Source organism: Paraburkholderia caribensis (assembly GCF_002902945.1).
GTDB classification, from domain to species: Bacteria; Pseudomonadota; Gammaproteobacteria; order Burkholderiales; family Burkholderiaceae; genus Paraburkholderia; species Paraburkholderia caribensis.
On sequence record NZ_CP026102.1, the window covers coordinates 670615 to 693512 of the forward strand.

The 22898-nt window shown below is 63.3% G+C and carries 19 protein-coding genes and 1 tRNA gene; 9 read left to right on the forward strand and 11 right to left on the reverse strand.

Translation table 11 applies throughout. From position 1 onward, the window contains the following. Positions 1 to 48: 48 nt before the first annotated feature. Positions 49 to 125 (reverse strand) — tRNA-Val (locus tag C2L66_RS19480). 194 nt (positions 126 to 319) lie between these two features. On the opposite strand from C2L66_RS19480, the gene C2L66_RS19485 reads away from it, so the two are divergent. Both C2L66_RS19485 and C2L66_RS19490 read left to right on the forward strand, forming a co-directional pair. Further along, positions 320 to 1678 carry a TAXI family TRAP transporter solute-binding subunit gene (locus C2L66_RS19485; protein WP_060603631.1) on the forward strand — a complete coding sequence of 453 codons (1359 nt, stop codon included), beginning with the start codon at positions 320 to 322 and terminating at the stop codon, positions 1676 to 1678. 486 nt (positions 1679 to 2164) lie between these two features. Next, on the forward strand, positions 2165 to 3493 hold the full coding sequence (locus tag C2L66_RS19490) for a PQQ-dependent sugar dehydrogenase (protein WP_060603628.1): 1329 nt from the start codon (positions 2165 to 2167) through the stop codon (positions 3491 to 3493). A gap of 41 nt (positions 3494 to 3534) precedes the next feature. On the opposite strand, the gene C2L66_RS19495 is transcribed toward C2L66_RS19490, so the two are convergent. The 8 genes from C2L66_RS19495 to C2L66_RS19530 all read right to left on the reverse strand — a co-directional run bounded on the left by C2L66_RS19495 (position 3535) and on the right by C2L66_RS19530 (position 12796). Continuing rightward, positions 3535 to 3843, reverse strand: coding sequence for a DUF4148 domain-containing protein (locus C2L66_RS19495; RefSeq protein ID WP_060603624.1), 309 nt, complete (start codon positions 3841 to 3843; stop codon positions 3535 to 3537). A gap of 156 nt (positions 3844 to 3999) precedes the next feature. Beyond that, positions 4000 to 5112, reverse strand: coding sequence for a lipocalin-like domain-containing protein (locus C2L66_RS19500; RefSeq protein ID WP_060603623.1), 1113 nt, complete (start codon positions 5110 to 5112; stop codon positions 4000 to 4002). Next, positions 5112 to 7700, reverse strand: a complete 2589-nt coding sequence (locus C2L66_RS19505) for an FtsX-like permease family protein (protein WP_060603621.1) — start codon at positions 7698 to 7700, stop codon at positions 5112 to 5114. Before C2L66_RS19505 ends, C2L66_RS19500 begins: the two co-directional genes overlap by 1 nt. Further along, on the reverse strand, positions 7693 to 8403 hold the full coding sequence (locus C2L66_RS19510) for an ABC transporter ATP-binding protein (protein ID WP_054932612.1): 711 nt from the start codon (positions 8401 to 8403) through the stop codon (positions 7693 to 7695). Before C2L66_RS19510 ends, C2L66_RS19505 begins: the two co-directional genes overlap by 8 nt. Before the next feature lie 857 nt (positions 8404 to 9260). Then, positions 9261 to 10733, reverse strand: coding sequence for a mechanosensitive ion channel domain-containing protein (locus tag C2L66_RS19515; protein WP_054932611.1), 1473 nt, complete (start codon positions 10731 to 10733; stop codon positions 9261 to 9263). Positions 10734 to 10959: 226 nt separating this feature from the next. Then, on the reverse strand, positions 10960 to 11319 hold the full coding sequence (locus C2L66_RS19520) for a copper resistance CopC family protein (protein ID WP_060603617.1): 360 nt from the start codon (positions 11317 to 11319) through the stop codon (positions 10960 to 10962). Positions 11320 to 11330: 11 nt separating this feature from the next. Beyond that, complete coding sequence (locus C2L66_RS19525; protein WP_060603614.1) at positions 11331 to 12212, reverse strand: hypothetical protein; 882 nt, start codon at positions 12210 to 12212, stop codon at positions 11331 to 11333. Positions 12213 to 12325: 113 nt separating this feature from the next. Next, positions 12326 to 12796: a DUF2946 domain-containing protein gene (locus tag C2L66_RS19530; protein WP_224101711.1), complete on the reverse strand. Its 471-nt coding sequence runs from the start codon at positions 12794 to 12796 to the stop codon at positions 12326 to 12328. Between the two features lie 112 nt (positions 12797 to 12908). Here C2L66_RS19530 and C2L66_RS19535 point away from each other — a divergent pair, with 112 nt between their 5' ends. Then, positions 12909 to 13262 carry a DUF1428 domain-containing protein gene (locus C2L66_RS19535; protein ID WP_054932605.1) on the forward strand — a complete coding sequence of 118 codons (354 nt, stop codon included), beginning with the start codon at positions 12909 to 12911 and terminating at the stop codon, positions 13260 to 13262. A gap of 16 nt (positions 13263 to 13278) precedes the next feature. Here C2L66_RS19535 and C2L66_RS19540 read toward each other — a convergent pair whose 3' ends face one another. Beyond that, complete coding sequence (locus tag C2L66_RS19540; protein ID WP_060603608.1) at positions 13279 to 14625, reverse strand: metallophosphoesterase family protein; 1347 nt, start codon at positions 14623 to 14625, stop codon at positions 13279 to 13281. A gap of 382 nt (positions 14626 to 15007) precedes the next feature. Here C2L66_RS19540 and C2L66_RS19545 point away from each other — a divergent pair, with 382 nt between their 5' ends. From C2L66_RS19545 to oxlT, 3 genes are all read left to right on the forward strand, one after another. Continuing rightward, the gene (locus C2L66_RS19545) at positions 15008 to 15307 is read left to right on the forward strand and encodes a hypothetical protein (protein ID WP_054932603.1); all 300 of its coding nucleotides are present in this window, start codon (positions 15008 to 15010) and stop codon (positions 15305 to 15307) included. 224 nt (positions 15308 to 15531) lie between these two features. Next, positions 15532 to 16251: a GntR family transcriptional regulator gene (locus C2L66_RS19550; RefSeq protein ID WP_036000882.1), complete on the forward strand. Its 720-nt coding sequence runs from the start codon at positions 15532 to 15534 to the stop codon at positions 16249 to 16251. Between the two features lie 429 nt (positions 16252 to 16680). Beyond that, positions 16681 to 18000 carry an oxalate/formate MFS antiporter gene (gene oxlT, locus C2L66_RS19555; RefSeq protein ID WP_054932609.1) on the forward strand — a complete coding sequence of 440 codons (1320 nt, stop codon included), beginning with the start codon at positions 16681 to 16683 and terminating at the stop codon, positions 17998 to 18000. A gap of 224 nt (positions 18001 to 18224) precedes the next feature. On the opposite strand, the gene C2L66_RS19560 is transcribed toward oxlT, so the two are convergent. Beyond that, positions 18225 to 18602 carry a hypothetical protein gene (locus tag C2L66_RS19560; protein ID WP_054932608.1) on the reverse strand — a complete coding sequence of 126 codons (378 nt, stop codon included), beginning with the start codon at positions 18600 to 18602 and terminating at the stop codon, positions 18225 to 18227. 281 nt (positions 18603 to 18883) lie between these two features. Here C2L66_RS19560 and C2L66_RS19565 point away from each other — a divergent pair, with 281 nt between their 5' ends. The 3 genes from C2L66_RS19565 (at position 18884) to frc (ending at position 22851) form a co-directional block, all read left to right on the forward strand. Then, complete coding sequence (locus tag C2L66_RS19565) at positions 18884 to 19603, forward strand: GntR family transcriptional regulator (RefSeq protein WP_036000887.1); 720 nt, start codon at positions 18884 to 18886, stop codon at positions 19601 to 19603. A gap of 231 nt (positions 19604 to 19834) precedes the next feature. Beyond that, complete coding sequence (gene oxc / locus C2L66_RS19570; RefSeq protein ID WP_060603605.1) at positions 19835 to 21574, forward strand: oxalyl-CoA decarboxylase; 1740 nt, start codon at positions 19835 to 19837, stop codon at positions 21572 to 21574. 26 nt (positions 21575 to 21600) lie between these two features. Beyond that, entirely contained in the window at positions 21601 to 22851 is a 1251-nt protein-coding gene (gene frc / locus C2L66_RS19575) for a formyl-CoA transferase (protein WP_054932601.1), read from the forward strand. The last annotated feature ends 47 nt before the right edge of the window (positions 22852 to 22898 follow it).

The following is a 22898-nucleotide window of genomic DNA, read 5'->3' on the forward strand; positions in this document are numbered from 1 at the left end:
GCGGCAAGCATACGATGCTTGCCGCTTTCATTTACTGCGTATATTCGTTGGTAGGCTCGATTGGACTCGAACCAACGACCCCCACCATGTCAAGGTGGTGCTCTAACCAGCTGAGCTACGAGCCTAGCGAAGAGCGCGAATTATAGAGACACACTTTCGATCGCGCAAGGGCTCGCGGCAATTTTGTTGTCGATGGCGGAATCGCCCGACAACGGCCCATGACAAGGGGGATGAAAAGCGGGCGCGCGCGAAGGTCCTCCACAGAGCAGCGCGAGACGGCTACGATGGGCGCTGATGCATCTCGGAGGCGAGCCGGGCCATGAAGAAAAATGTTCGTCAGCATTTTCCGCGAGTCGTTCGCGACCATACCCATGCCGTGTGGCGCGATCTGGCCGTGTCGTTTCTGCCGTTCGTGGTGATCTTCGCGATGCTTGCCTGGCTCGTGATATGGCTGGTCGATCCCGCGCCGCCGCGCTCGATCACGATCAGCGCCGGCCCGCACGACAGCTCGTTCATGCAGTACGCGCAGGAGTATCGCAAGATCCTCGGGCGCAATGGCGTGAAGCTCAACGTGCTGGAATCCGATGGCTCCGTACAGAATCTCGACCGGCTGCTCGACCCGAAGCAGCGGGTGGATGTCGCGCTCGTGCAGGGCGGCGTCTCGGCGGGCCGGGATACGACGTCGCTGATGTCGCTCGGCACGGTGTCGTATGTGCCGCTGATCGTCGTGTACCGCGGCAAGGGGCTGTCGCAGTTGTCGGATCTGGAAGGCAAGCGGGTCGCGATTGGCCGCGAAGGCAGCGGCACGCGGATGCTGTCGCTCGAACTGCTCGAGGCGAACGGCATCGTGCCGGGCGGCGATACGACACTCTTGCCGCTCGACGGGCTCGACGCCGCCAAAGCGCTCGTGACCAACCAGATCGATGCGGCGCTGCTGAGCGGCGACTCGACCACGCGCGCGATGATCCTGCGCCTGCTGACCATTCCGGGCGTCTCGGTGATGAATTTCAACGAAGCGGATGCCTATACGCGGATCTTTCCGTATCTGGACAATCTCGATCTCCCTGTTGGTCTGCTCGATCTGAGGCGCCGCATTCCGCCCGAACCGCTTCATCTGATCAGCCCGACGGTCGAACTGGTGGCGCGCTCGAACCTGCATCCGGCGATATCCGATCTGTTGATCGAAGCCGCGCAGGAAGTGAACGGGCCGGCGGGACTGCTGCAGAAGGCAGGGCAGTTTCCGAATTCCGTCGCGCGCGAGTTCCGCATCAGCGAGGATGCGACGCGCTACTACAAATCGGGCAAGAGCTTTTTGTACCGGACGCTGCCGTTCTGGATCGCGACGGTGGTCGACCGTTTGCTGGTGTTGCTGCTGCCGATCGCCGTGCTGCTGATTCCCGCGTTGCGGCTCATTCCTGCGCTGTTCACCTGGCGTGTGCGCTCGCGGATTTACCGGTACTACGGCGCGCTGATCGCGATCGAACGCGACGCGATGCGCAGCTCCTCGGACGAAGAACGCGCGAAGCTGCTTGCGGAGCTGGACGGCATCGAGGCGTCGCTGAACACGCTGCGGATGCCGCTTGCTTATGCAGACGGATTCTATGTGTTGCGCGAGCATGTCCGGTTCGTGCGGGAGCGGCTGGAAGGCGTGCGGGAGCGCGTGCATGCACAGCAGTAGCGGACGTGCTGCATGAGGGCGTCGTGAGGAAAAATCGTGATGCGTCAGGGGGATAAGGCGCGAGTCCGGGTGTTGTCCACAGGGTTATGAACGAAAACTGTGGATAACGTCGGGGGCGTGTTGCGAGCGACATCGGATGCATCGGGTGCAATCTGAATGGCATCAACGAGTTGCGTGAGTCTTGCGCAGGATACCCACAGGCTTATGAACGGAAACTGTGGACAACCTCGCGGCGTATCCGCGCGCAGAGGAAGCGTGCGCGAGTGACGCGAGGCGGATGCATCGGATGCAATCTGAATCGCGTCAATGACTTGCGTCGGTCTTGCCCAGGTTACTCACAGGCTTGTCACCAGAAACTGTGGAGAACTCCACTCGCCGCGCCGCCATCTCCACGCGTCACAGGTGTTGAATCCTCGGCACCGGGCAAGACATTTGCTGCGCAGTTATCACCTGCGCCTTTCCCGCTGCGCTGACGCTGGAGATTCCATGCGCGTTCGCCCCATCCTGATCGCGATTTGCGTCGTTCCGCTTGCCGCCTGTGCGGCGTCATCCAATACGCCCGAAGAAGCGAGTTTCGGCCCATCGCCAACCCTGCCCGCGCCCGACAAGTCGCTTGTCCCGACGGTCCACATTGCGCCTGTCGAACCGCGTGCCGCCGGCACGCATCCCACCGCGCCGCCCGGTTTCGCCGTGACGCCATTCGCCGCGAATCTCCAGCATCCGCGCTGGCTCTACACGCTACCGAACGGCGACGTACTGGTGGCCGAGACCAATACACCGCAGCCGCATGACAACGGCGGCGGCGTCGTCGGCTGGATCACGAAGCAGTTCCAGAAGCGCGCGGGCGCGGGCGTGCCGAGTCCCGACCGGATCGTGCTGCTGCGCGACGCCGACGGCGACGGCAGCGCCGAAACGCAAGGCGTATTCATCGACAAGCTGCATTCGCCGTTCGGCATGGCGCTGATCGGCAACCAGCTGTATGTCGCCGATACCGACGCGTTGCTGCGCTTCGATTACGTCACGGGCGAAACACGGATCGCCGCGCAGGGCGTGAAGGTCGCCGATCTGCCTGCCGGCCCGATCAACCATCATTGGACCAAAAATATTCTGGCGAGCCGCGACGGCAAACGGCTCTACATCACGGTCGGCTCGAACAGCAATGCAGCGGAGCACGGCGTCGAAGCGGAAGCCGACCGCGCCCGCATCCTCGAATTCGATATCGCGAGCGGCACGATGCGGCCTTACGCAACCGGCCTGCGCAATCCGAACGGCATGGCGTGGCAACCTCAATCGGGCGTGCTGTGGACGACCGTGAACGAACGCGACGAACTGGGCAACAATCTCGTGCCCGACTACATGACGTCGGTGAAGGACGGCGCGTTCTATGGCTTCCCGTTCAGCTATTACGGCCAGCATGTCGATTCGCGGGTGAAGCCGCAGAACCCGGACATGGTCGCGCGCGCCATCGCGCCGGACTATGCGCTCGGCAATCACACGGCATCGCTCGGATTGGCGTTTTATGACGGCAGGCTGTTTCCGGACCGCTACCGTGGCGGCGCATTCGTCGGTCAGCACGGCTCATGGAACAGAAAGCCGTTTGCGGGCTACAAGGTGATCTTCGTGCCGTTCGAGAATGGCAAGCCGTCGGGTGGACCGGAAGATTTTCTGACGGGATTCCTGAGGCCGGACGGGCACGCGGTTGGGCGGCCCGTCGGCGTGGCGCTGGATGCGCGCGGCGCGCTGCTGGTTGCCGACGATGTCGGCAACGCGGTGTGGCGAATCGCGCCCGCTACGGGGACAGCGGGCCCGAAGTAGATGCCAGAAGGGCGGCGAAGTGAAGCGGGTATCGACGCGGTTTACGGATGGTTGTACATCGCATTCCAGTCCGCCGCCGACACGCCCGGGCGGCCCGCCTGCGATGCGTTCGCGACACCGCCGTAACCGCTCGCCGCACCGTTCTGCGCGTTCACGCGCGCTTGCGCGGCCTGGATCTCATCGGGGTAGTGCGCTTCCGTGCCTGCGCCCGGACGATAGCCGGCCTGTTCCAGTTGAACCAACTCGGCGCGGACCTGAGCGCGAGTAACAGGCTGGTTCGACTGGGCGAACGACACGGCGGGGATAGCGAGCACGGCAGCGACGGCAACAGCCTTGATCAGCGACTTCATGATGAACCTCCAACTTTGTTTTCGACTTTGCGAACAGCCCTGTTCGCAATCAGTTGTAATAAGTGTAGGTAAGTAGCCGCTTAAGATTAAGCCCATCCGGTGGAAGTGACTTTTCCAGATTTCAGGGTTTACCCCTAAATGCCCGCCGGGCGGGCGTCAGCGCCGTTCGAGCGACAGTTTTTTGCCGTAGCCGGTGAGTTCGAGGTAGCCGTGCCCGGCTGGCTGCCCGTCACGGCTGATGGCGACGGCGCCTTCCCAGTAGAGCGCGCCCGTCGATTCGCTCGAATCGAGTTCCTGATCGTCGAGCAAGGGCGTCAGTTGCCAGCGGGTGTCGCCCGTACGTACGACGGTCGCCACCGGGTATTGCGTGTTCGTGCGCGGCGAACGCCATTGGCGGGTCGGCGAAAAGTCGACGTCGCTGGGGCCGTATTGCGTGACGTGTCCATCGGCCGTGCGCAGCGCGGCGTGCGCCCAGACCGCGTGTCCATCGGCGGCGCGCACCTTGAACGCCATCAGCGCCGCGCCGCCCGTCAGGTTCGCGCCGAGCCAGTCCCAGCCGACGGCATCGGACGCGAGCAATGTGCTCGACCATTCGTGATCGAGCCATGCGCTGCCCGTGACGGACGTTGGCGCCGGCGCGCGGCTCGCGCCATCGGCGGATGGACGTGTCACGCTGCCCGTCACGCGCAATTGGGGTTCGCTGTAGTAGTAGCTCGCCTGTTCCGGCAGCGGTCCTTTGCGCGAGTAGCCGTGGTCGCCCTGAAGGAGCGGCGCCTGGGTCGGCGTGAATGTCAGATGCAACGCGAAGCCGCCGGCGTCGGCGTTCACGTCGTAGTGGCCGTCCGGCGCGCGGACCATCCGCCAGCTATCGAGCCGGACGTCGGTGTTGTCCGGCTTCGCGTAGGCGAGGCCGAAGCCTTGCCGGGCGATCTTCTGGTCGTGCACGAGCCGGCCGAGTCGCGGATCGCTGAGCGCGGCGTGCGCGATGATCAGCTGCGTCGGCGCGAACCCGCTCGGGTCGCTCGCAGGATGCCCCGTCGCTGAGCGGAAGAAGGTGATCTGAAAGCCGAGCGGCTGATGATCGGGCGTCTCCAGCCAGCCCGTCGCGTACCACCATTCGGTGCGAAACGCGGGATGCGCGCCCGTGTCGCGAGGCAGTTCAATCGACTTGTCCGGCGCAACGGCCGCGAATTGCGGTTCGGCCGCGAAACCCGCCGATCCGCGAAGCAGACACGCGAACACGAGCAACAGAATACGGGCGGCATGCATCACCAGTCCTCCCTGACCGCGCGCACGGCATCGATGGAGACAGCGCGGCGGCCCGCCGCGACGGCCGTCGTGCACGACGACGCGAGCATCACGAGCGCCAGCACGGATAGCAGCGTCCACGGCACATGCAGCGACATGCTCCAGTGAAACGACTGCGGGTTGACGACGAACACGAGGATCAGGCTGATCGCAAAGCCGAGCACGCAGCCCATCGCGATGCCGAGCGCGGTGAGCAGCCCGCCTTCCATCGCGAGCAGCGCGAGAATCTGTCCACGCGTCACGCCCACGTGCCGCAGCATGCCGAACTCGCGCGAGCGCGACAGCGTCTGTGCCGAGAACGTCGCCGCGACGCCGAACAGTCCGATCACGATCGCGACGGCCTCCAGCAGATACGTGACGGCGAAGCTGCGGTCGAAGATGGTCAGCGTGCGTGCGCGGATGTCGCCGGGTTGCGCGAAGTCGAGTGCGCTGGCGAACGGCAATGCGCGCAACGCGGTGATCGCCTGCCCGGCGCTCACGCCGCGCTCCAGGGTGAGGGCGGCGTCGGTAGCGCCGGTGTCACCCGTGAGGCGCCGGTAATCGGCGAGACGGATTTGCAGCGCGCCTGTCTGCCGCACGTAGTCGCGCCAGATGCCCGCGACGACGAACACGGCGCCGTGCTCGCCGATCGGCAGCATCAGCCGTTGACCGACGTGATAGCCGTACAGATCGACCATCGCTTCCGACGCCCACACGGGTGTTTCGCCAGCGCGCAACGCGGACGGCGGCAGGATCGCCCCGGTGATCTGCAGATTCGCACCGGGATCGGCGGCATCGATTTCGCGCGCGAGCAGGGCAACGGACGGTCGCGACGGATCGAGCGCCAGTTGCGAGGTGCGCGCGAACGCCGCGTGGCGGATGCCGGGCGTGGCGGCCAGCATTGCCTGCTGCTGGGGATTCAGCCCGCCCGTGTCGCCGTTCGGCGCGACGCGGACATAGACGTCGGCGGACAACAGGTGCGCAAGCCAGTCTTCGACCGACACGCGAAAGCTCGACACCATAATCGCCATCGCGACGATCAATGTGAAGCTCGACAGCACGCCGCCCATCGCAATCGATGCCTGGCCCGGCGCGTTCGCGAGGCGCGCGAGCGCAAGCGCAACGACGGGCGCGGCGGTGCGCCGTGTGTCGCTTCCATCGAGCGGACGGCTCAGCGCGCGAAACAGCAGCGACGTGACGCGCGGCATCAGCGCGATGCCGCCGATCAGCAGCAGCGCGACCGCGAGATAGCCCGCAATCGGCACGTCGAACACGGGCGGCGTCTGCGTCAGCGCCACGCCGAGAGCGATGCAGACGAGCGCGGGCCACGGCGTCGACAGCTTGCCGAGCGCGGCTTCCTCGCCGCCCGCTTTCAGCGCGGGCGCGGGATGGGCGCGCGCCGCTTCGAGCGCGGGCACCAGACTGCCGAGCAGCGACACGGCGATGCCGAGCACGACGAAAATCGCGCTGGCGACCGGCTCGAAGCCGACCGTCGGTTGAACGCCGGGGAAGTAGCCGCCGCCCAGATCGCTGCCGAAAAAGCGCAGCACGACATAGGCGAGCGCGAAGCCGAGCGCGATGCCCGCCGCCGAGCCGAGCGTGCCGAGCAGCGCGCCTTCGAGCAGAATCTGCCGCAGCAACTGTGTGCGCGTGAGGCCGAGCACGCGCAGCATCGCGAACTGCGCGCGCCGGCGCACCACGCCGAGGGCCTGCGTCGAGAATACGAGAAACGCGCCCGTGAACAGCGCGACCAGCGCGAGCACGTTCATGTTGATCCGGTAGGCGCGCGACAGCCGGTCGGTGCGGCTTTCTACGTCGCGCGTTTCGCCCACGGCGAACCGGCTGCCGAGCTGGTCCTGCAACGCGCGCCTGAACCGTTCGCGATCGACGCCGCGTTCGAGTTGCAGATCGACGCGCGACAGCTTGCCGAGGCGCGCGAAGCGCCATTGTGCGGCCGCGATGTCCATCACCGCGATGCGTTGCCCGGGCCGCGCCCTGACGATGCTGCCCGCCACGCGCAGATGCACATCGGACGTACCGCTGCGCAACGTCACGGTCTCGCCGGCGCGCACGCCGAGCCATTGCTGCGCGGCGGGCGAGAGGAAGATGGCGTCGCTGGCGAGGGCGTCGAGCGGGCGGCTGCTGTCCGTCACACCCGTCAGATCGGGCGCGATGCGGCTCGCGCGGAACATGTCGATGCCGAGCACTTTCAGCGGCGCGGTGCGATCCGGCACGGTCACGTCGAGTTCGAGCACGGGGCTGGCGAGCGCGACGCCGGGTTGTGTCGCGAGTCGTGGATAGGCGCTTTCATCGAACGTGGGCTGTGCGCCGCGCACCTGCAAGTCAGCCTGGCCCGACAGGCTGCGCGTCGCCGCCGAGAATTCGTTGAACGCGGCGCTGTTGATCAGTTGCACGGCGTAGCCGAGTGCGACGCCGAGCGCGATGGTCGCAATCGCGATCAGGGCGCGGCCTTTGTGGCTGTGCCACTCGGCGGCTAGCAGCCAGCGCGTGAGCGTGCGCAGTCCGTGGCGCGTGGGGTGCGCGGTTGCGCTGAACGCTGTGTCATTCATGGTTCTGGCGCGAGGCGTGGGGCGATGTTGCGTGCATCGCGTGCAGTTTGCCTTCGCTCAGGATGAGTACGCGGTCGGCGACGGCGGCGGCTGCTTGCGAATGCGTGACCATCATCGTTGCTGCGCCGTTCGCTTTGGTTTCTTCGCGCAGCAGCGCGAGCACTTCATGCGCGGTGTCGGGGTCGAGATTGCCTGTGGGCTCGTCGGCGAGGATCAGCGTGGGACGGTGCACGAGTGCGCGAGCGATGGCGACGCGCTGCAGTTCGCCGCCCGATAGCTGGCGCGGCATATCGTGTCCGCGTCCTTCCAGACCGACGGCGGCGAGCATGTCGAGTGCGCGTTGCGGCGGGATGCCGTTCAGCAGTAACGGTAGCGCGACGTTTTGCGCGAGCGTCAGATGCGGCAGCACGTGGAACGCCTGAAAGACGAAGCCGAGTTTTTCGCGGCGCAGGCGGGTGGCGGCATCGTCGTTCAGCGTCGAGACGGGCGTGCCGTCGATGAGCACTTCGCCGCTATCGGCGCGGTCCAGGCCCGCTATCAGGTTCAATAGCGTTGATTTGCCGACGCCTGAGTCGCCCATGATGGCGATGAATTCGCCTGCTGCCAGTTTGAAGTCCAGGCTGGACAGGACTACGCGGTTTGTTGCGTAGGCTTTACTCAGCGAGCGGCATTCCAGGGCGGGGGGGAGGGCCGGGGGCGGCATGTGGGTCCTTGAGGTGTGTTGGGTTTTTTTTTGTCTGCGACGCTGGGGGTGGGTTTGGTCTTTTCGCTGGCATCCGTGTTTTGCTTTCGCTTTCGCTTTCGCTGGCATCCGCGAATTGTTAGCGTGCTTCAGGCGTCGCCCCTGTGCGGGGCGGCACCTACTTTTCTTTGCCGCCGCAAAGAAAAGTAGGCAAAAGAAAGCGGCTCACACCGCCAGCTCTTGACGTTTGTCCAGGGGCCCCCAGCGTCCCCGTACTTCGCACGGTAACGCTCGGGCCCGCCTGCGTTGCCAGCGCTCTCTCTGTACGCCTCACCCCCTTCATACATCCGCGTCCAGCACGCCGCGCCGGACAGTCTTCCGCCGCCTAGGTGGCAAACTGTGTGTCGGCCTTCGCGCAATACACGCAGCACTCCGGGCTGGAAAGCAAGGTTGGTGTCCGTTGTAGAGCGCCGGCTTCTGCGTCGCGACAACCTGCACACAGTTTGCCACCTGGGCGGCATATAACGTTCGCTGCCGCTTGAACGGGTACGGGTATTTGAAGCGGGTGAGGCGTTCATTCGAAGCGTTGGCAACGGGCATTGATAAGTACGTTGTCGTGTGGAGCGTAAGACCCTTTGGGGGCCCTCAGGCAAGAACTAGCACTGTCGGTGTGAGCCGCTTTCTTTTGCCTACTTTTCTTTGCGGCGGCAAAGAAAAGTAGGTGCCGCCCCGCACAGGGGCGACGCGTGAAGCACGCTAACAATTCGCGGATGCCAGCGAAAGCAAAAGCAAAAGCAAACCGCGAATGCCAGCGCAAAGGCCCGAACAACCAAACCGCGAACGCCAACACAACCCCCAGCGTCGCAGACAAAAAAAACTCAAAACGTCAGATCATGCAACTTCTTCATCCCATCCAGCAGCCATTGAAAAATCGACTGCTCGGATTGCGCAACAGGCGCCGGCGTCCCGAGCTTGCCCAGCGTATCCTGCCTCCGCGACAACATCTGACACATCTCCCTCGCGACATCTGGCTTATCCTTCAGCAGCGGCGTCAAATCTTCCTTCTTCAACTGATAAACAGTCGCCGACGTAAGCGCCGAGATCGTCACGCGCGCGGGCATACCTGCCAGCAGACCGAATTCACCCATCGCGTCGCCAGGACCCAGACGAGTCACTTCGACAGGCCCAGACGTATCCTGCGCCACCACAGACAGCACCCCCGAATCCACAATGGTCAAATGGTCGAGCACCGTGTCCGGCGTGACCACCGTGTCGCCACGCTCATAAGAGCGACGGGACAGCATAGGCGCAAGACGCTGCAACTCGTCCGCCGTCAACGCGGCAAAAATCTCCACGCGCCGCAGCAGCGCAACGCGCGGATCGATCTGCTGCGTCGGCAAGGCCGAAGGCGAAGGCGCATACCCGCCCCCAAGCGGCTTCAGATCGACGCCCGCCGCCTGCAACTGCCGGTAGCACAAGTCAAACAGCTCGTTCGTGACGGCGAGCTTCTTGCTCATGTCGTCGACATACGCAGTCGCCTCGTATGTGACGGACATGATGCTGGTCCGCTTCACGATCGCATACGGCGCCGGGTCGGCGATCACCGCGCGCACGCCCGCCAGCGCGCGTTCGAGCGCAGCCAGCACCACGCTCGGACGCGCTTCGGGCGTGATCTCCAGCATGAGGGTCACGCCGTGCAGCGCCGGCGGCCGGCTGCTGTTCGTGATCTTCGCCTTCGCCGCCACGGCATTCGGCACGATCACGATATTGCCTTGCGATGTCAGCAGATGCGTCGCGCGCCAGTTCATCTCCAGCACCTTGCCCTCCACGCCGTCGATGATCACCCAGTTGCCAATGTGATACGGCTCGGTCGTGTTGATCACAATGCCGGCAAACACGTCGCTGAGCGTGCTCTGGATCGCAAGGCCAAGCACGATGGCGAGTGCGCCCGATGTCGCGACCAGCCCGCGCACCGGCAGTTCGAGCACGAAGCCGAGCGCCGCGACGGCAGCCGCGAGAAAAACCACCGCGCCGAATACGTCCGAGAAGAGCCTTTGACGGCGCCAGGTCTGCGGCAACAGCAACGTGTCGAGCGCAAGGCTGAGCAGACGCGCGCCCATCAGCCACCAGATGATTTCAAGCACCTGGCCAAGCACGTGCAACGGCTTCGAATCCGCGTAAGGCGCCTGCGAGAACGGACTCAGGCCCGAGCCGAACAGCAGTGCGCTGAGCGCCGCGTAAATGCACAGCCGCACCAGCAACCGCGCGACTTCGTTTTTTGGGGTGGTGCAACGCCAGATCACGACATCGACTGCGACGAGCGCAAAGCCAAAAATCAGCGGATTGTTCACGCACACTCCATAGCGGGGTTGAACGGTCAAAGCGACGTGCAGGCCGGCCGCGTGCAACGGCTGTTTCAATGCCCGCTTGCAACGGCTCCTCGCGACAGTAGCACGGCCTGGTGCAACGCGGCGTCATGTCCAGTTTCATGACGCCGCGCGTCGCGCATTCAGCCCATTTTCTACGACATTTTCAATCGCGATGCAGCAGAGCGTACGTGGTGTTCGGCGCGCCTCATCACTTCACGTTGAACGAGTAATCGCCGTGCGTGCGATGTCCGTCCGACGCCACGGCCACCCAATGCACCGTGTATTTCCCCGCGGCCAGCGCGGGCAGCGCGACCGACGCGACGCTCGGCTGCTGCGCATCGATCGTCGATTTCGCGGTGCTCACCTGCTTGCCCGCTGCATCCGTGACGGTCAACGAACTGAAGGCGGGTTCGAGCGGGCCGTCGAAGGCGATGGTCACCTTGGCGGGCGCCTCGACGGTCGTGCCCGCGCCGGGCTCCTGCTTCTGCGGAAACACATGGGCCAGCGCCGCGAGCGGCATCAGCGTGAGTGACAGCGCCAGCGCCGCCGCAAGTCGGGTCGTGTTCATGATGGTCCTCGTTATGGGAAAAGCGGTTTGCCGATCGTCGTGGGCGCGATGTCGTCGAAGAACAGGTGCGCCTGCACCAGCACGCCGACATGCGAGCCGCTCGCGTGATTCACGGGGATTTGCGCCTCGATGCCGAATTGCCCATAACGGTTGATCCAGATGACGCCCGGGTTGATCGTGCCCGTGGTTTGCCCCTGGCTGCGCGACAGCGGAATTTCGACGATGGGGATCAGGTTCGCGAGCGGCTGCGGCAAGCCGACGTCGCGCACGTGCTGCTGCAGATAGGGCAGGCTGTATTGCACGGTCACGCCGTAATTGAACGCATTCGGCTGGCCGGCGCCCGTCGTGAACGCGGGGCCCGCCTCGCCCGTGATCGCGACGGGGCGCAGATACGCCAGCGAATCGGGCAGGTCGCCGAAGCCCTTGCCGGCGAAGATCGTCGGCGAGATGGTCGAGAAGCTCTCGCCAATCGCGTGGCTGCCCGTGCCGCCCAGGTCCGCGTCGACGCCTATCGACGTCATGAACTCGTGCGCCTCGTTCACGTACAGCAGGTACTTGAGGCCGACGCTGAAGTTGTCGAAGCCGTGCGCGGTCGGATTGTTCTGCCCGACGTAGGCGCCTCCGAGCGACACCGCGAGGCGCGGCGTAATCAGCTTGTCGTACTCGAAGCTGAAGCTGTTGACGCTCTGGTCGCCATCGTCGCCGCGCAGGCGCTGGTGGCCGTATTCCAGATTGAGTTCGTCGCTGACGCCGGGATCGTCGACGGCCATCGTCGCAGGGAAGACACGGTCGCCCGCAATCGCGTGCGCGTGAGAAATGGAAGGAGCGAGCAGGGCGGCGAGCATGCAGCCGGCGAACGGCAGCCTGCCGCGCCTGAAGTGTCGGGTGTTCATGTGTGTGATCCTGAGTGGGCGCGCGCACCGGCCGCGTGCGCGCGGGGAAGCGGCAACGCGGCGTGCGCGAAAACAGCAACGCCGTGACGGCATTGCGGATACGCGGGTTCGACTCAGAGATGCACGGGCGGCGCGCGCGGCTGCGCGCTTTCGAAGGGAGTGACGAGCGCGACGCTTTCGAAGCGAACTGCGACGCGCTGTGTCATCGCGGCGACCGTCAGCGCGAACGTCGACGGTGCCGCGGGCAGCACGGGAAGATGCGCGAGCAGGCTGCAATAGCCGCATGCATGCCAGTGCGAGGCGAGCGTGTGCGTATTGCCGGCGTCGTCCTCCCGGGTGTCGGCGGGACTGGCCGTTTGGGCGGAGCAGAGCGCGGCGGCGGGGTCATATGCGCCGCGGCTCGCCGCGATGGCCTGCGACACGGTAGGTGCGAGCGCCGCCATCAGGATCGCGAGCAATCCGAGAATGCAGCCAATCTTCCGATGGAACCGGCTCGCCATGTCGATGGAAAACGTGTGTGAAATGCTGCGCGGATTATGACATTGGCGCGGCATGCGGTGCACGCCCGCCGCGCAGCCTGACATGAAAATATTCGCGAAGCTGTCGATTTGCTGTCGCGTCGATCGTCGTCTGTGTAGAACCGGGCAGCGGCGTTTTTTATGCCCGGCATCTGACGATTTCATACAGGAGGCGGCAATGAACTATGTAGATGGATTCGTGGTGGCAGTGAAGGCGGAGAATCGCGAGATATACCGCAAGCACGCCGAGACGGCGGCGGGCGTGTTCAAGGAATATGGAGCGCTGAACGTCGTCGAGTGCTGGGGCGACGACGTGCCGGAAGGCAAGCTCACGTCGTTCCCGCTGGCCGTCAAGCGCGAGCCGGACGAAGTGGTCGTGTTCTCGTGGGTCGTCTGGCCTTCGCGCGCGAAGCGCGACGAAGGCATGAGCAAGGTGATGGCCGATCCGCGCCTGCAACCGGAGGCGATGACCATGCCTTTCGACGGCAAACGGCTGATCTACGGCGGCTTCGAAGTGATCGTCGACGTGTGACGGCGTTCAGCGGGCGCTAGAGCGTTTCCGTGAACATGGGCGTCGTGCCGTCACTGCTTTCGTAGTACTCCGCCGACGCCTGCCCGCTCTGCGCACCTTGCCCGAGCCGGATGATCGTGAAGCCGTGCATATAGATCTTGTCCGCCTCTTTCAGCAGCACGTTCTGCAGAGCGGGCGGGTTGACGATACGCGGGTCCGGCGCGTTCTCGGGTCCGTCGACGATCACGGGCACCGCGCCGTGCCCGATGCAGCGTCCGCGGTTCAATCCGAGGTACGGCTGATAGATGCTCAGGTTGTGCTCGTGGCCCCAGAACCATGCACTGATGGGTTGCTTTGCGGCCTGCGCGAAACGCTGATAACTCGCGAGCAGTTTCGGGTTGTGCGCGATGAGCTTGCCGCCCGTCTGCAACGGTCCGATCTGCGACAGCGCGGAAAAGAGTTGATGATGCGAAAGCAGGATCGTTTTGCCGCTGAATTCGGCGATGCGCTCGACGATCCAGTCCTCTTCATCCTGCTCGATGAAGGTGAGGACTTCCGTTCCGTCGAACGGGTTGTAGTCGTGCAGTCCCGTGTCCAGCGCGATGAACTGCCAGTCGTCGTTGCGCAGGCAGAAGAAGCTGGCGGGCTGAAGGCGCGCGTGATCGTTGAGCGTGTCGATCAGCCCGTAATAGCCGGCGCCGCCTGAATACATGTCGTGGTTACCTGACAGCGTGTAGACGGGCACGTCCTTCGTGCTGCGCGACAGTACGCTATCGACGATGTTCCTGAAGTTCGCCTCGCATTCCTGCGGCGTGCCCGAGTAGTAGATGTCGCCGAGATGAATCACGACGTCGGGGTTTTGCAGCGCGGCCTGCTTCAGCAGATCCACGGCGACGTCCGTTCCCGTTCCCCAGTCGGCGATCAGCGCGACCGTTGCGCCTGCTTTCAGCGGCACCGTGACGGGGCCGATGGCGGCCGCGCGCCGGTAGGGAATCGACGCGCGCTTGCCGTCCGGGCCGAAGAACTGCATGTAGCTCTCGATCACCTTGATCCACGCCGGATCGCAGACGTTGAAGCGCAGGTCGTTCTCGATACTTTCAGCGCCGGCCGCGTCGCCGCGAGCGCGGGCTTCCATCAACGCAAAGCCCATCTTTGCGCAGGTCCAGGCGTCCTGCGCGACTTCGTCCGGCGCGACGTCGGGCAGGGCCGATGCGCCTTGCGACTTCAGCGACGCAATCGTCGCCGCTGCATTGACGAGCGCGTTGTCCGTTCCCGGCCGCGAGGCGAGCGTCGCGGCGGGCGTCGTGCTGCGCACGACCTGATCGACGGCTGACTGGAACAGCGAGACGAATTGATCTCGGAAGCTCTCGGGTTCGGCGGTCATAGTGGTCTCCAACAATCGGATTGGCGAAATCCGTATTGCATATTGCGGCTTTTCGATTCGAATGCGAAAGCCGGGAGTAACGTTCGCGGTATGGAAGCTTGAAGCAGGCGACAGGCTAATGGAGCGATTCAGCCAACACCAAGACGATTGGCTCAAGACAATTTGCATGAAGGGAGGCGCGATTCGATATAGCCATTTCGGGCATGCAATCCGAACATGAATTTCACGATCCGTTTTAACGGCGAATTCGATGCTAACCATGCTGTGTGGCGAATGCATCGCGACGGTTCGATAAATCCACCCGGGCCATCGAACCATTCAAGCTTTTTGCGCCGCTGCCGATAACGTGTCTGGCCGTCCCTCCTGCAAAGCCCTATCAAAGATGCGTTTGTCCAAGACCGAGTCCGTACTGCTCACCGTTGCCGTGTTCGCCGTCGTCAGTTTCAGCGGCTGGCTCCAGAGTGAAATGAAGCATGCCGCGCGCGAGCGCAACCGGCACGACATCGGCACGATCGTCGAAGCCGCCTGCGCGAACTTGAACGCCAGCGAGCTCGAATCCAGCGACAACGGCCAACTGCAATGCGGCACGATCGCGCATGAAGCGCCGCGCGCAGCGTCCTCAGCTCCTGAGGCTTTGACGGCAGCGGCGACAGGCGGCGCATCGACGGTGCCTAATCCTTAAGCGCTTTTGCCGGGTACGCTACACTGCGCGACGCGTGTGGCGAAGCTGCACAGCCAGCGCCGATGCGGGTTTGATCGACAATACCTCACACGCTGATATACTGAATACGTTCACAGTCCGCGTGACGATGAAGGCAGTAGACGGGCGCGGATACGGGAGCGGCGCAGTGCGCCGTTCGAGCCAACTACGGTGCTCACTCGCACCGACCGGATCAGAGGCGATGCATGTCGTCAGAACTTGACAGTCAGCCAGCGGCTACGCCGTTCACCCTGTCACTGCAACCCATCGGGACGAGCGCCAGTCTGCGTGATCGCGCCTACGCGATGCTGCGCGCGGCGATCGCCGATGCCGATATCTATGCGTCGCGTGACGAAATACGCCTCGACGACCGCGCGCTGAGCGAATCGCTGGGCGTGAGCCGCACGCCCGTGCGCGAGGCCATGACGCTGCTCGAACAGGAAGGCTTCGTGCGCACGATCCCGCGCCGGGGCATCTATATTGTGCGCAAGAGCAAGCGCGAGATCGTCGAGATGGTACAGATGTGGGCCGCGCTGGAAAGCATGGCCGCGCGTCTCGCCACGCTGCACGCCACGGATGAAGAAATTGCGCGGCTGCGGCACATGTTCGATCAGTTCCGCGATTCGACGCCGGCCGAGCATATCGCCGAGTACTCGGATGCGAACATTGCGTTCCATCAGGCTATCGTCGAACTGTCGAAGTCGCAGATCATTCTCGACACGATCAAGAACATCTTCATTCACGTGCGCGCGATTCGCCGCATGACGATTTCGCAGAGCGACCGCGCGTCGCGTTCCATCGTCGACCATCTGCGCATCATCGAGGCACTGGAGAAGCGCGACACCGAACTCGCGGAGCGTCTCGTGCGCCAGCACTCGCTCGACCTCGCTGCTTTCATCGAGGCCAATTGCGACTTTCTCGATTGAAGGCAGTCGCTACGCTCTGAACTATCGCGGACATCCGTTCCCGGATGTCCGCATCTTCCCTCATTGCCAACCGGCGAGCTCCTCTGCGCGCCCCGTGCCGTCGCATCCATAAAGGATCGCGAATGCATTCGATAACTTTCTTTAATTATTCCCAATCCCCTGTGCGCTCTTACGATGGGTTGCCCGGATGCGTCCTGCTTTAAGGGTTAACGCGTGCAATGGCGGTGTTTAAGCGCATTGCATTGGGGAAAATCCGCAGGCCGCTGGAATAAAAATGTAAAGACTGAAGCCTGTTTGAATGGTTAACTACACAGGTCTGTCGAAAGTCCCCAGCGCCGGGTAGAAGAAAACAGCAAGGCGGATGCGGGCAGCGCGATCACGGATTGCGCGGCTTGCATCGAAAACATTAGAAATGCGGAGACGATGCTCATGAATGGAAACACCCGACAGGCGACGGGAAGCGGTCTATTTTCGAACCGTTGGTGTCAATTGGTGATTGGCATGCTGTGCATGGCACTGGTTGCCAACCTTCAATATGCATGGACGCTCTTCGTCGCGCCGATGAACGCGCGGCACCACTGGGGCGAAGCATCGATTCAGCTTGCGTTCTCGATCTTCATCGTCACGGAGACGTGGCTCGTACCTGTCGAAGGATGGCTCGTCGACCGTTTCGGTCCACGTCCTGTCGTCGCGGGCGGCGCGATCTGCGCGGGCCTCGCGTGGATGCTGTTCGCGCATGCGACGACGCTGCCCGAGCTGTATATCGGCTCCGTCGTCGCGGGCATCGGCGCGGGTGGCGTGTACGGCACCTGCGTCGGCAATGCGCTGAAGTGGTTTCCGGACAAGCGCGGTCTCGCGGCGGGCTTGACGGCAGCAGGCTTCGGCGCAGGCGCGGCCGTCACGGTAATTCCGATCGCCAACATGATTACGCGCTCGGGTTACGAGCACACGTTCCTGTTCTTCGGCATCCTGCAAGGCGTGGCGATCTTCGTGCTGGCGCTGCTGCTGCACAAGCCGTCGACGCGCGCTGCATCGAACGTCAAGCGCAAGTTCGCGGTCAGCAAGGTCGACTACACGCCGGGGCAGATGATCAGGACGCCCGTGTTCTGGGTGATCTACGCAGCGTTTGTCGCGGTCGCGGCAGGCGGCCTGATGGCGACGGCGCAAATCGGTCCTATCGCAAAGGACTGGGGCCTCGCGAAAATGCCGATGACGATGTTCGGCATGACGCTGCCGCTGCTGACGATGACGCTGTCCATCGACAACATCTGCAACGGCTTCACGCGTCCGCTGTGCGGCTTCATCTCCGACAAGATCGGCCGCGAGAACACGATGTTCGCGATCTTCATCGGCGAAGGGCTCGCGCTGCTCGGCATGATGCAGTACGGCCAGAATCCGTATGCGTTCATGACGTTCGCGGCGCTGATCTTCCTGTTCTGGGGCGAGATCTTCTCGATCTTCCCGGCCATCTGCGCGGACACGTTCGGCAGCAAGTTTGCGGCGTCGAATGCGGGCACGCTCTATACCGCGAAGGGCACGGCGGCGCTGCTGGTGCCGCTCGCGTCGGTGTTGTCGGCGACGGGCGGCTGGAACCTGGTGTTCATCGTCTCGGCGGTGATCACGATTGCGGCGGGCGTGTCGGCGAAGTTCGTGCTCGCACCGATGCGCGCACGGTGGATCGAGTCGGGGACGTCTGCATCCGCGTCGTCGGCCAACGCGTCCCGGTTGAGCGCAAGCTCGGGCGAATGAGGCACGGCGCCCTTGCGGCGCTGCGGGTTCATCATTGAAATAATCTTCAAGCGGTGCGCGGCCCGGAAGGGCGGCGTGCCGCTTTGTCTTTTTGTCCGCAATGAATTTCGCGCGTTTACGCGGAATTCGCTCTCCCGGCAATTGACGCGCCAATAAAAAATCTCCCGCGCTTCGTCAGCGCGGGAGATTGCTTGCGTCCTGCTCGATATACGTCTTGCCGTGCTTCAGGCACCTGCAAGAGCAGGCACGCCGTCATCGGCAAAGTACTGCGAAAACGAAAAGCCGGAACGGTTCGAACGAAGTGCGTCGGCCGGCGCGTCGATGCGCGTCGGCAGCACCTCGGGCGTATGCGCGCTCTTCTTCGCGAGAATCGCCGCGCTCAGAAACTCGGCGCTGTACGCGCTGAGCAAATGCGCCTGATGCGCCTCCAGATAAGCGACGACGCGAGCATGCTCGCCGTCGATCGTCGCAAGCGACGTCAGCGTTTGCGCGTCCCAGCGGAAACGCAAACCGAGGTCGGCGAATGCGCTGTTGAACGCGCACAGTTGCGCCTCGATTGCGCGTTCGTAGTGAGTCCGGTGTTGATCGTGTGCGTTGCGCATCATCCCCTCCAAATCGTCGATTGCGTGAAGACAGCTTAGGCGCGTCGATAGATTCACGATAGTTAAAGTTTTCTTTGAAAACTATTCACTGACATTTATGGAGAGTTTGCTGCAGACCTAGGGTGCAGGAGAATTGGTGGCGACAAGATATGTGATATACAGTATTGCACATATGCAAGACGGTACTTCAAGACATGTAAAAGGCCACGCGACCGCGCCTGATCCGGCGCTTGCGTTGAGCGGGCCGCCACCGTATTCGACAACGAGGAGACACGTCGACCATGTCCACCGACACGCAAGAAAATGTCCGCACGATCCCGTTGAGCCTGAACCTCACGCCGATCAGCGCGACAGCTTCGCTGCGGGATCAGGCGTACGCGCGACTCAAGCACGCGATCGCGAACACCGACATCTATCACTCGCGCACTGAAGTGCGGCTGGATGAGAAGGAACTGACCGAGGCGCTCGGCGTGAGCCGCACGCCCGTGCGCGAGGCAATGACGCTGCTCGAACAGGAAGGCTTTCTGCGCACCGTGCCGCGCCGCGGCGTGTACATCCTGCGCAAGACCAAGAAAGAGATCGTCGAGATGATCTGCATGTGGGCCGCGCTCGAAAGCGTGGCGGCGCGTCTGGCGACACAGCGCGCGTCGAACGAGGACATTGCGGGACTGCGCGCGATGTTCGACGACTTCCATTCCGCAACGCCGACCGATCACATCGAGGAGTACTCCGAGGTGAACATCGCGTTTCACCAGGCGCTCGTCGAGTTGTCCGGTTCGCAGATCATCCTCGACACCATCAAGAACATCTTCATGCACGTGCGCGCGATACGCCGCATGACGATCGCGCAGAGCGACCGCGCTTCGCGTTCGATCGAAGACCACATGCGCATCATCGAGGCGCTGGAAGCGCGCGACACCGAGCGCGTCGAAGCACTGGTGCGGCAACACTCGCTCGACCTCGCGCTGTACGTCGAAGCGCACTGCGATTTTCTGGACTGAGGGCCGCCGCCACCGACAGATAACGACCCCAGGACTATCCCGAACGGGCGCTTGATGCGATGCACGATTCAGGCGCCCAGACCCTTCAGACACAAAGCGCTAGCCAACTTTTGCAATGCAGCAACACCGGATGAGACCTGAAGCACCTGCAAAAATCCGTTGACTAATATTGTGTTTGGAATATTGTATATCACGAGACGACACACAACACCCGGCCAAGGAGGAGACGTCATGGCAGATGTACTTGAGATCAGACCGCAAGAATCCGCTGAAGAGAACGCACAACAAACGACGGACGGTTTCCACCTCGTCATCGATGCACTCAAAGCGAACGATATCGACACGATTTTTGGTCTGGTCGGCATTCCTATCACCGACCTCGCGCGCCTCGCGCAAGCCGAAGGAATGCGCTTTATCGGTTTCCGTCACGAGCAGCACGCAGGTCATGCGGCGGCGATTGCCGGCTACATGACGCAAAAGCCCGGCATCTGCCTCACGGTGTCGGCACCTGGCTTCCTGAACGGCCTCACGGCACTCGCCAACGCAACGACGAACTGCTTCCCGATGATCCTGATCAGCGGATCGAGCGAACGTGAAATCGTCGACCTGCAGCAAGGCGATTACGAAGAGATGGACCAGCTGAACGCGGCGAAGCCGTATGCGAAGGCTGCGTATCGCGTGCTGCACGCGGAAGACATCGGCGTCGGCCTCGCACGTGCGATTCGCGCCGCCGTGTCGGGCCGTCCGGGCGGCGTGTATCTGGATCTGCCGGCGAAGCTGCTGTCGCAGACCATCGACGCCGTGAAAGCGAAGCAGTCGATCATCCGCGTGATCGACGCCGCGCCGCGCCAGCTGCCCGCGCCCGATTCCGTCAAGCGCGCGATCGATCTGCTGAAGGGCGCAAAGCGTCCGCTGGTGCTGCTCGGCAAGGGCGCTTCGTATTCACAGGCCGACAAGGAAATCCGCGCGTTCATCGAGAAGACGGGCATTCCGTATCTGCCAATGTCGATGGCCAAGGGCCTGCTGCCCGACACGCACGAGCAATCGGCTTCGGCGGCGCGTTCGTTCGTGCTGGCCGAGTCGGATGTCGTGGTGCTGATCGGCGCACGGTTGAACTGGCTGCTGTCGCACGGCAAGGGCAAGACGTGGGGCAAGCCCAAGCAGTTCGTGCAGATCGACATCTCGGCGCAGGAAATGGATAGCAACGTCGCGATCGCGGCGCCTATCGTCGGCGACATCGGCTCGTGCGTCGCGTCGCTGCTCGACCAGGTCGGCGACGACTTCCCGCAGCCGCCGAAGGAATGGCTCGACGCCGTCAATCAGAAGAAGAACACGAACCTCGAGAAGATGGCCGCGACGCTCGCGAAGAATCCGTCGCCGATGAACTTCCACAGCGCGCTGCGCGTGCTGCGCGACATCGTCAAGGCGAATCCCGACATCAACGTCGTCAACGAAGGCGCGAACACGCTGGACTACGCGCGCGCCATCATCGACATGTACCAGCCGCGCAAGCGTTTCGACTCGGGTACGTGGGGCGTGATGGGCATCGGCATGGGCTTCGCGATCGGCGCAGCCGTGACGAGCGGCAAGCAGGTTCTAGCAATCGAAGGCGATAGCGCGTTCGGTTTCAGCGGCATGGAACTCGAAACGATCTGCCGTTACGACCTGCCCGTGTGCACGATCATCTTCAACAACAACGGCGTGTATCGCGGCACCGACGTGAACCCGACGGGCGGCAAGGACGTCGCGCCGACGGTGTTCGTGAAGGACGCGCGCTACGACAAGATGATCGAGGCATTCGGCGGCATCGGCTACAACGTGACGACGCCGGAAGAACTGGAGAAAGCGGTCAAGGAAGCCATCGCATCCGGCAAGCCGACGCTCATCAACGCAGTGATCGACGAAGCGGCCGGTACGGAAAGCGGACGCTTGACCAATCTGAACCCGCAAAGCGCGGCAATGAAAAAGTGACATCAGCCAACCACGGAGATACAAAAGTGAGCAAACCACTCGAAGGCGTCAAGATCATCGACTTCACGCACGTCCAGGCAGGTCCTGCGTGCACCCAGTTGCTTGCCTGGTTCGGCGCGGATGTGATCAAGGTCGAGCGCCCCGGTTCGGGCGACGTGACGCGCAACCAGCTGCGTGACATTCCGGAAGCCGACGCGCTGTACTTCACGATGCTCAACAGCAACAAGCGTTCGCTGACGCTCGACACGAAAACGCAGGCCGGCAAGGAAGTGCTCGAAAAGCTGATCAAGGAATCGGACGTGCTGGTCGAGAACTTCGCGCCGGGCGCGCTGGACCGCATGGGCTTTACATGGGAGCGCATCAACGAGCTGAACCCGAAGATGATCGTCGCGTCCGTCAAGGGCTTCAGCGACGGCCACCATTACGACGACCTGAAGGTCTATGAAAACGTCGCGCAGTGCGCAGGCGGCGCCGCATCGACCACGGGCTTCTGGGACGGCCCGCCGACGGTCAGCGCAGCGGCGCTCGGCGACAGCAACACGGGCATGCATCTGGCCATCGGCATTCTCACGGCGCTGATTGGCCGCGACAAGACGGGCAAGGGGCAGAAGGTGGCCGTGTCGATGCAGGACAGCGTGATCAACCTGTGCCGCGTGAAGCTGCGCGACCAGCAGCGTCTGGACCGCGTCGGCTACCTCGAAGAGTATCCGCAGTATCCGCACGGCGAATTCACCGATGTCGTGCCGCGCGGCGGCAATGCGGGCGGCGGCGGCCAGCCGGGCTGGGTGCTCAAGTGCAAGGGCTGGGAAACGGACCCGAACGCGTACATCTACTTCACGGTTCAGGGACACGCGTGGGAGCCGATCTGCCGCGCGATCGGCAAGCCGGAATGGATCGACGACCCGGCCTACATGACGGCGCAGGCACGTCAGCCGCACATCTTCGATATTTTCAACACGATCGAAGAATGGCTCGCCGACAAGACGAAGTTCGAAGCGGTCGACATTCTGCGCAAGTTCGACATTCCGTGCTCGCCTGTTCTGTCGATGAAGGAAATCGCCAACGACGAGTCGCTGCGCAAGAGCGGCACGATCGTCGAAGTGGACCACAAGGCGCGCGGCAAGTACCTGACGGTTGGCAGCCCGATCAAGTTCTCGGACATGAAGCCCGAGATCACCGGTTCGCCGCTGCTGGGCGAGCACACGGAAGAAGTGCTGAAGGATCTGGGCTACAGCTTCGACCAGATCGCCAACTTGCGGGAAGCGAAAGTGGTGTAATTGTTCCCGGCGTAGCACCGGGCTCCGGGTTGCACGGAGAGAGACGG

Bases quoted from the DNA above. Each gene is read 5' to 3' on its own strand.
- oxlT (WP_054932609.1), top strand. From the start codon at position 16,681: ATGAATGGAAACACCCGACAGGCGACGGGAAGCGGTCTATTTTCGAAC.
- oxc (WP_060603605.1), top strand. From the start codon at position 19,835: ATGGCAGATGTACTTGAGATCAGACCGCAAGAATCCGCTGAAGAGAAC.
- C2L66_RS19565 (WP_036000887.1), top strand. From the start codon at position 18,884: ATGTCCACCGACACGCAAGAAAATGTCCGCACGATCCCGTTGAGCCTG.
- C2L66_RS19485 (WP_060603631.1), top strand. From the start codon at position 320: ATGAAGAAAAATGTTCGTCAGCATTTTCCGCGAGTCGTTCGCGACCAT.
- C2L66_RS19495 (WP_060603624.1), bottom strand. From the start codon at position 3,843: ATGAAGTCGCTGATCAAGGCTGTTGCCGTCGCTGCCGTGCTCGCTATC.
- C2L66_RS19545 (WP_054932603.1), top strand. From the start codon at position 15,008: ATGCGTTTGTCCAAGACCGAGTCCGTACTGCTCACCGTTGCCGTGTTC.
- C2L66_RS19535 (WP_054932605.1), top strand. From the start codon at position 12,909: ATGAACTATGTAGATGGATTCGTGGTGGCAGTGAAGGCGGAGAATCGC.
- C2L66_RS19550 (WP_036000882.1), top strand. From the start codon at position 15,532: ATGTCGTCAGAACTTGACAGTCAGCCAGCGGCTACGCCGTTCACCCTG.
- C2L66_RS19540 (WP_060603608.1), bottom strand. From the start codon at position 14,625: ATGACCGCCGAACCCGAGAGCTTCCGAGATCAATTCGTCTCGCTGTTC.
- C2L66_RS19500 (WP_060603623.1), bottom strand. From the start codon at position 5,112: ATGCATGCCGCCCGTATTCTGTTGCTCGTGTTCGCGTGTCTGCTTCGC.
- C2L66_RS19490 (WP_060603628.1), top strand. From the start codon at position 2,165: ATGCGCGTTCGCCCCATCCTGATCGCGATTTGCGTCGTTCCGCTTGCC.
- C2L66_RS19505 (WP_060603621.1), bottom strand. From the start codon at position 7,700: ATGAATGACACAGCGTTCAGCGCAACCGCGCACCCCACGCGCCACGGA.
- C2L66_RS19530 (WP_224101711.1), bottom strand. From the start codon at position 12,796: ATGTCAGGCTGCGCGGCGGGCGTGCACCGCATGCCGCGCCAATGTCAT.
- C2L66_RS19560 (WP_054932608.1), bottom strand. From the start codon at position 18,602: ATGCGCAACGCACACGATCAACACCGGACTCACTACGAACGCGCAATC.
- C2L66_RS19525 (WP_060603614.1), bottom strand. From the start codon at position 12,212: ATGAACACCCGACACTTCAGGCGCGGCAGGCTGCCGTTCGCCGGCTGC.
- C2L66_RS19510 (WP_054932612.1), bottom strand. From the start codon at position 8,403: ATGCCGCCCCCGGCCCTCCCCCCCGCCCTGGAATGCCGCTCGCTGAGT.
- C2L66_RS19520 (WP_060603617.1), bottom strand. From the start codon at position 11,319: ATGAACACGACCCGACTTGCGGCGGCGCTGGCGCTGTCACTCACGCTG.